The 7,320-nt window shown below is 72.7% G+C and carries 4 protein-coding genes and 2 pseudogenes; 3 read left to right on the forward strand and 3 right to left on the reverse strand.

The annotated features are described in order from the left end of the window. Positions 1-431: 431 nt before the first annotated feature. A complete protein-coding gene (locus EAO70_RS03580) occupies positions 432-2,663 on the reverse strand; it encodes a helix-turn-helix transcriptional regulator (protein WP_261992630.1) in 2,232 nt (743 codons plus the stop codon). A gap of 81 nt (positions 2,664-2,744) precedes the next feature. Then, positions 2,745-3,374: pseudogene (locus EAO70_RS40205) on the reverse strand (AAA family ATPase); the annotation flags it as partial. Positions 3,375-3,728: 354 nt separating this feature from the next. On the opposite strand from EAO70_RS40205, the gene EAO70_RS03585 reads away from it, so the two are divergent. The 3 genes from EAO70_RS03585 (at position 3,729) to EAO70_RS03595 (ending at position 6,762) form a co-directional block, all read left to right on the forward strand. After that, positions 3,729-5,483, forward strand: coding sequence for a putative Ig domain-containing protein (locus tag EAO70_RS03585; protein ID WP_222723429.1), 1,755 nt, complete (start codon positions 3,729-3,731; stop codon positions 5,481-5,483). A gap of 314 nt (positions 5,484-5,797) precedes the next feature. Continuing rightward, a complete protein-coding gene (locus EAO70_RS03590) occupies positions 5,798-6,322 on the forward strand; it encodes an SDR family NAD(P)-dependent oxidoreductase (RefSeq protein WP_148001566.1) in 525 nt (174 codons plus the stop codon). Next, a complete protein-coding gene (locus EAO70_RS03595; protein ID WP_148001567.1) occupies positions 6,301-6,762 on the forward strand; it encodes an SRPBCC family protein in 462 nt (153 codons plus the stop codon). The genes EAO70_RS03590 and EAO70_RS03595 overlap by 22 nt, the downstream gene beginning before the upstream one ends. A gap of 299 nt (positions 6,763-7,061) precedes the next feature. Here EAO70_RS03595 and EAO70_RS38800 read toward each other — a convergent pair. Further along, positions 7,062-7,226 (reverse strand): annotated as a pseudogene (locus EAO70_RS38800) (alcohol dehydrogenase catalytic domain-containing protein); the annotation flags it as partial. Positions 7,227-7,320 lie beyond the last annotated feature (94 nt).

Here is a 7,320-nt window from a genome sequence, read left to right on the forward strand (position 1 = left end):
GCGTCCCGGCTCAGCCGGTGCTGCTCACCTCAGATCCGCGACCCGGCGTCCACCCTATTCCCGGACCGGATCCGTTGTCCGCCCGATGCCGGTCTTCCCGCCCTGCCCGCGCCCGACGTTCCGGCCAGGGGTTCACAAGACGAACTCCGCCTGCACCACGCCGGCGTGGCCCCCCTCGGGGAGGACGTACGGTGCACTGCCCTACCGCCCGAAACAGGCTGAGCGGTCGCGCGGGCGTCGGGACGGCGGGGGCGGTGTTACCTGCCCTTGGCGACGACGCCGCCGACGGTCTCGGCGAGCGCCGTCAGCAGCGCGTCGGCATCCTTGCGGGTCGCCTCCTCGCACAGCCTCAACCAAGAACCCCAGCACAAGACGTCACCCGCACCGCGACTACACCCTCACGGAACGATATTGTGCGTCGGCTGCCGTGTTCACGGGGTGAGTGCGCGGGAGAGTTGGGTGCGTGAGCGGATGCCGACCTTCCGGTAGATGCGGCTAAGCATGGTCTCCACCGTCTTCTCCGAGACGAACATCTGCTGTGCCGCTTCTCGGTTGGTGGCGCCGCGGCACACGAGCTCGGCGAGCCGCCATTCGTGGTCTGTGAGCCCGTGGGCGGCCCGAGGCTCCGCAGCGGACAGCCGCGCAGGGGCCTGTCGGGCGGTCAGGCGGGCAATGTGTTCCTCGGTGAGCGCGATCCAGGGTCGCGCCTGTACCCCTGCGAACACCTCCAGCGCCGTCTCCCAGGACTTCCGGGCTGTGGCCCGCCGTCGGCGCCGCCGCTCCACACGGCCGCGGGTGAGGTGTACGCGGCCCTCTTCCACCCGCAACCCCAGCTCGGCGAATCCGTGCGCCGCGTCAGTGAGCAGCTTCACCGCTTCGTCGGGCCGCCCGTCGAGGTGCGCGCATACGGCGCGGGCCCGGGTGAGTGCTGCCCGTAGGCCCGCGCGGCCGGGGTGACTGCCGACGGTGTCCTGCATCGCGTCGAGCAGCGTCCGGGCCCGTTCGTGGCGGCCGGATGCCGCGAAGGCTTCCACTGCGTCGGCCTGCCAGCGCAGCATCCCGGGGTCCGCCGATCCGGACAGCGTCTCCAGCTCCGCGACCTCTGCCAGAGCTGCCGACGCCCCTTCCATCTCTCCGGTGTGCAGTCGTACGGCGCCGAGCATCCACAGGCCGCGTGAGGTGTACAGCGCGTCGTGCTCCTCTCGGGAGGCCCGCACCGCTTGCTCGGCGTACCGCAGAGCTTGGGTGAAGCTGCCGCCGCAGCTGTGCGCGAGGGCGGCGGTGTACCAGGCCGGGCCGGGCGAAAGGCCCGCGGCCCGGGTGAGTTCGACCGCTCGTGCCGACCACTCCAGCGCCAGTTCGCAGGCCCCCAGCCCGCAGTCCACCTCCGCGAGGCTGCGCCACACCTCGACCAGGTCCTCGGCCTCGCCGGCCGCCTGGGCAGCGGGCAGCAGGGCGAGCAGGGACTGCCGTGCCTCGGCCAGTCGGCCGTCGAACACGGAGTGCCGGGCGAAGAGGAATTCGGGGCTGTTGCGGATTCCGAGCCGTAGTGGTGGTACGGCCAGGGACAGCGCCTGGGCCAGGGTGGCGGGAGCATTGTCCGCGTGGCCCAGGACCCGTTCCATGCGGGCCCGCATGGTGAGTGCGGCCGCCTCCAGAGGGAGGTCGCCGCCCTGTCGGGCCAGTTCAGTGGCGGTCCCGGCGTGGTGGAGGGCCCGGTCGGCCGCCCCGCCGCGGATGTTCGCCTGTATCGCGGCCCGCAGCTCCACTGCGGCGAGCAGTGCCGGGTCGGCCGCGGCCAGTCGGCGGGCTGTGGCGAACAGCGGTTCCACGGCGGCCAGGTCCTGGCCGTGTGCGTCGGCCACGGCCAGGAGGGCGTGCAGTTGCTGGGCCGGGCTGCCCCGGCCGGCGGCGATCCTGGCGGCCGCGTCCTGGGCCAGGTCCGCGCGTCCCGCGGCGGCGGCGTCAGCCGCGGCCGCGGAGAGCCGTTCCAGGCGCAACCCCAGGTGGCTGGTAGGGGTAAGGCGGGCGGCCAGCAACATCAGCTCGGCGGCCCGCCCGCGCTCCCCGTTCTCCCGGGCTGCCGCCCCGGCCTGTGCCGTGTCCTCGGCGACGCCTTGGTGGGGGGTGCCCTGTGCCAGCGCCCGGTGCCAGGCCTGCTGGACGGGGTCGGGGACGGCCTCGGCCAGTGCGCGGTGAATGTCCAGCCGCTCCGCGGTGGTGCCGACGGCGGCGGCTTCCGCCAGTGCCTCGGCGGGGAAGTGGGCGTGCGGTGGGACAGCCTCCCCCGGGCCCGCCGCCACGTAGTCGGTGAGCAGGCCGGCCCGCACCGCGTGCGCGAGGTGTTCCTCGGCGGCCGACCGGCCCGTCTGCCGCAGCAGATCGGCGTCCGGGTACCGGGCCAGGGCGGCCACCCTGAGGGTGTCCCGCACCTCCACCGGCACGCTGGCCAGCCAGGCCCCGGCCGCCTCTCGGACCTGCGGGGGCCAGTGCGGCCGACTGTGGCCGTCATGAGTAGGCGCCGCGGCGGCCAGCGCGCGGCAGCAGACGTCCAGCAACCCCCTGTGCCCACCGCAGTAGCGCTGCACAGGGGCCGCCCAGCGGGCCGGCAACCCCGCCGCACCGAGCGTCGCGGCCGTCTCGGTGATATCTGCGGGAGACACGGCGAAGACCGGAAAGAACTCGCCGAGCAGAGCCCCCGCGCGCGGATGTCCGGCCGTCCGCTCCGTCACCACCACAGCAAGCGCCGCACTCGGAAGCGTCCGCAACGCGTAGCCAAGAGCGTCCGTACTGGGCGCGTCCAGCCACTGCGCTCCGTCAACCAGAAGCAGCACCGGGCCGATACTGCCCAGGAGCGCGGTGAGCGCGACCCGTAGCTGCAACCTGTCGGTCGGCGTGTCCCCAAGCACCGTGAGGACTTGGCTGCTCAGGGGTGCCGGACGACCGGGCGGTGAGCCCGTCGCCAGGTTCCAACCCGGGGCGGGATTGTCTACGGGCGGCCGCCACGGGGCCGTCCGCAGTGCGGGGACTGACTCAGGTGATACGTCGGGGGCCAACGTTTCAGACGCCGCCGTGGGTGTCCCGGTGGGCCAGGGCTGCAGATGCCCCAGGGACTCCACGAGTTGCGTCAAGGCCGCCCAGGGCAGGTCGCGGTCCGCCTCCTGGGTTCGGATGCGCACGCAGCGCCGACCCGGTGCCTGCGCACCGGCAAGGGCATCGAGCAGCACGCTCTTGCCCGAGCCCCATGGCCCACTCACCACGAGACGCCCCTGCTGCTCCAGGAGCGCATGGGCGGACTTGATCAGTCCGGTCCAGCTCGCATCGGCCGTGTCTTCGACGCCGCCCGGCCATGGATACCCATTCACCTGCCGCACGCTAGATACCAGTTCACCGCCGGGCAACGGCCATGGCCTCTGCGCCCCAAGAGCAAGGGGTTTCCCTCAGGGAACGGCCCGCAGCACGTGCAACGGTCTGCGCCGACCTGGTGGGCCTCCGCATCCATCGTCGGCGTCCTGGACTGCGGGGGTGGGAGCGCCAAGACCGTCCGCTATGCGGCGCGTTGGGGACAGGGGATGCTCCTGATACCGCTGAGGCCCGCTCTCCCGTGACGCTGTGGTCCGTCCCGGGGGGTGCCCCGGCAGCCGGCCGGGGTTGCTCTCCGCGCAGCGCCTCCCGGGACATCGCGGTGGCATCCCGTCACCGTATCCCCAACGGGAAGGACTTCCCCCATGCGGGTCCCCCTCCGTCAGTCCGTGGTGACGGGCATTGCCGCTGCGGCGGCCCTGGCCGGTCTTGCCGCGCTTTCCCCTCAAGCAGGTGCCGCCGCCATCACCGGCTCCATCGCCGCGTCGGACGGCGTGCCGCCCGAGGTGCGCGAAGCACTCCAACGCGATCTGGGCCTCTCCGGGGCCGCCGTCGACCGGCGCATCGCCGATGAAGGCGATGCCGCCCGCGCCGCGACAGCGGTCCGCTCCACGGTCGGCGACCGCGTCGCCGGCCTCTGGTTCGACTCGGCCGACGGCCGCCTGCACGCCGCCGTCACCAGCGCCGATGCCAACGCCGTACGCGCCGCCGGCGCGATACCCCACCAGGTCCGTTACACCGCACGTCAGTTGACGGACGCGTCCCGGTCCGTCTCCGCGTGGGCCTCCGGGGTGCCCGGCGTCCTTTCCTGGGGCCCCGACGCACGCAACAACAGAGTCGAGGTCCTCCTCGACCCCACCCGTGCCACCGCGGCGACCACCGCCCTGCGCGCCCGCCTCGCCTCCCTCGGCGACCTCGTGCGTGTCACCGAGTCCCAGGATTCTCCCCGCCAGCAGGGCGGGAACGTGATCGGGGGCGAGAAGTGGGTGCCGGGCAGCGAGAGCCCCTGTTCCATCGGTTTCTCCGTCACCCGCACCAGTGGGGGCGGCAAGGCGTTCCTGACTGCCGGACACTGCACCAACGACGTCAACCAGGCCGCCTACGGCAAGGACGGCACCCGCGTCGGCACCGCCAACAAGAACGGCACCGGCAGCGTCAACGCCCGCGAAGGCGACATGGGCATCGTCGACGTCGACCAGGCGGGCTGGAACCTGGCGCCCACCGTCTGGGGCGGCGGCTCCAGCACGGACGTGACGGTCACCGGGTCCGCCGAGGCCGTCGTGGGCACCGCCGTCTGCCGCTCGGGGCAGACCACCGGCTACCGCTGCGGCGAGGTCACCAAGGTCAACCAGTCCGTGGACTACGGCAACGTCGTCATCGACGGCCTGTCCTACTCCAACGCCTGCTCCGCCGGCGGGGACTCCGGGGGGTCTTACGTCACTGCCACTGGCGGCAAGGCCGTCGGCCTGCACTCCGGCGGCGGCAGCGCCACCTGCAGCAGCGGCAGCGGTGAGAAGTTCACCATCTTCCAGCCCGTCAACGAAGCGCTCTCCAAGTTCGGCGCCTCCCTCGCCACGTCCACCCCGCAGCCCGGTGACGTCACCGTGACCGCGGTCTCCCCCCAGAACAGCGTCGTCGGTACGGCCGTCGAGCTGAAGAACTCCGCCGAAGGGGGCACCGCCCCCTACACCTGGTCCGCCTCCGGCCTGCCCGCCGGCCTGACCATCTCCTCCACAACCGGCACGGTCACCGGCAAGCCCACCACCGCCGGAACATCCAACCTCACGCTCACCGCCACCGACGCCGCCGGCAAGAAGGGCAGCACCTCCTTCACCTGGACCGTCACCGCACCCGGCACCGGCACCCCGACCCTCACCAACCCCGGAAGCCAGACCGCCTACACCAGCCGCCCCTACAGCCTCCAGCTTCAGGCCACCGGCGGCACCAAGCCCTACACCTTCAGCGCCGTCAACCTCCCCGCCGGCCTCAGCGTCAACGCCTCCACCGGCCTCATCTCCGGAACCGCCACCAGTTGGGGCTTCCGCAACGCCACCCTGACCGTCACCGACGCCGCCGGCAAGAAGTCCACCGTCACCACCACCTTCACCATCTGGTCCTGACCTCCGCGTGGTGCCGTCCTTCCCCAGGAGCAGAGGACGGCACCCCACTGCATGCTCTGCCCCCGCCCCTCGGCGCGGGGGCGCCAACAGGCGTTCGGCCGACCTGATTCGGCACTGCGGCCGCACGGCGATCCGCGCGCCGCACGCTGTGGGCGGCAGCAATCCCTGCCGGCCCCAGACCCGTGTCACCGTGCCAGCTCCCTCACAGGCGTCTGGCCGTACCCGCCGTGGACCAGGACCACGGTTGGCGCTCTTCCGGGAAACCGGGGTGCGGGCCGGTATGTAACCGGGCCCGCGGGGGCAGGCGCCTGGCCATGAGGACCGGGTTCCGACGGCACCGCACTTCACGCCCCCTGGAGGGCCGCGTCGCCGTGGTGACCGGTGCCGCCCGCGGAATGGGTGCGAGCACGGCGTACGCCCTGGCCCGGCGTGGTGCCCGGGTGGCCCTGATCGGACTGGAAGAGGAGCGGCTGCACCGGCTGACAGCGGATCTTCCGGGTCCGACGGCCATCGAGGTCAACCTCGTCGGCAGCGCCCTCACCGCCCGCTGCTTCCTCCCCGACCTGCTGCGCAGCTCTGGCTACTACCTCCAGCTTTCGGCCCGCATCTACGCTCCGCCGTGGGTGCGCGTCGCGCAGCCGACCCGGGCCCCCACGCCCACGCTCGTCACGCACTACTTCCGGCTCGTCCTGGCGACCCGCGCGGACGCACCCCTGCCGCCCACCGGCCGCCTGGGCCCAGGCGGCGCGGCGGCCGAAGCCGCACCCGAGGCACCCGACCGGCTCCCTCGCCCTCATCCACGTCTCGGAGGAGAATCATGGCCGTACGACATCACGTGATCCATGCCACGCCACGGCAGGTGTGGGCGGTGCTCGCCGATACGTCGCGCTACGCGGACTGGGTGGTGGGCACCAGCGACTCGCGGGCCACCCGCGGCCTGTGGCCCGAACTCGGATCGGCCCTGGAGTACACCGTCCGGATAGGGCCGTGGAGCGGGGCGGGCACCACCGTCGTACGGCGCGTGAAAGCGCCCGCGGAACTGGAACTGGAAGTCGACAGCGGCCCTCTCGGCACGGCCCGGGTCGCGATCGAAGTCCGCCCCTGGGGTGAGGAATCCCTGGTCAAGGTGGACGAACACCCTCTGCGCGGCTTCGGCGGCACCATCCACAACGCCGCGGTCGACGCGCTGATCCAGCTGCGTCACCGCAGCATGCTCGCCCGGCTCGCGGACGTCGTCGAGGGGTCTGCCGGGGCCGGGAGCGACCGCGTGCAGGCCTGACCCGGTCATCGTGCCGTGGTGCCCGCCGCCGATGTGGGCGGCGGGCACCACGGCAGGACTCCCGTCACGGAGTGAAGAGCACTTTGACTGCGCCATCCTGCTTCTTCTGGAACATCTCGTACGCATCCGGTGCCTGTTCCAGAGACAGCCGGTGCGTGGCGAAGCCGTCGGGGCCCCGCCCTGCGGTGAAGGTTCGGACCGCGGCGGTCAGGTCGTCTCCGCAGTCCCTCAGGTCCAGGGTGTGGATGCCGCGCCGCCGGGCGCGTTCCAGACGCTCCGGTACAAGGTCGATGCCGGGGGACCATACGGTCCCCCGGCTCTACGGCCGTGACGGCCGGACCGACCTCTTCGACGACGCCCATGGGCTCGTGTCCCAGGATGTCTCCGGCGTCGAGGAAGGCCCCGAGGACTTCGTACAGGTGGAGATCGGAGCCGCGCAAGCCGGTGGTGGTCACCCTGATCAACGCACCCGCAGCCCCCGCACTGCCGCCGGAGGGCGCAGGGGGCGGCACGCCTTAAGGGGTCGTCTGCCCGCCCGCCCCGCCGGCCGGGGAGGGC

Origin of the sequence: Streptomyces sp. adm13(2018), assembly GCF_008042145.1 — a bacterium.
Classification (GTDB): Bacteria; Actinomycetota; Actinomycetes; order Streptomycetales; family Streptomycetaceae; genus Streptomyces.